Raw genomic sequence first — 413 nt, forward strand, 5'->3', positions numbered from 1 at the left:
GTCCGCATCCAGGTAGGTTATGGGCTGGAAGAAAAGGTAACCGATGCTCTGGCTGGAGATATCATCCGTAGCAACATGATACCCGCATTTAAACCACAAAAATTAGCTAAGGGATTAGAGCTAGCTATAAACGCTTTGAATAACCAACTCACTTCACAACACCCATATCCGACTAATCCTTCAGAAAGTGAATCAGCGTCTTCCAGTGATCATTATTACTTTGCTATTTTTTGGGTATTTGCAGTGATGTTCTTCCCTTTCTGGTTTTTTCATCAAGGCAGTAATTTTTGTCGCGCATGTAAAAGTGGAGTCTGTATTTCAGCAATCTATCTTTTAGATTTATTCCTGTTCTCCGATAAAATTTTTTCCATTGCTGTATTTTCCTTCTTTTTTACTTTCACCATATTTATGGT

1 protein-coding gene is annotated in these 413 nt (G+C 38.0%); it reads left to right on the forward strand.

Features of this window, described 5'->3' with window-relative positions; all coding sequences use genetic code 11:
* Positions 1 to 413 (forward strand): TPM domain-containing protein (locus D7W81_RS41655; protein ID WP_208721705.1); only part of this gene is annotated, 413 nt, incomplete at both ends.

Source organism: Corallococcus aberystwythensis (assembly GCF_003612165.1).
In the GTDB taxonomy this organism is placed as follows: Bacteria; Myxococcota; Myxococcia; order Myxococcales; family Myxococcaceae; genus Corallococcus; species Corallococcus aberystwythensis.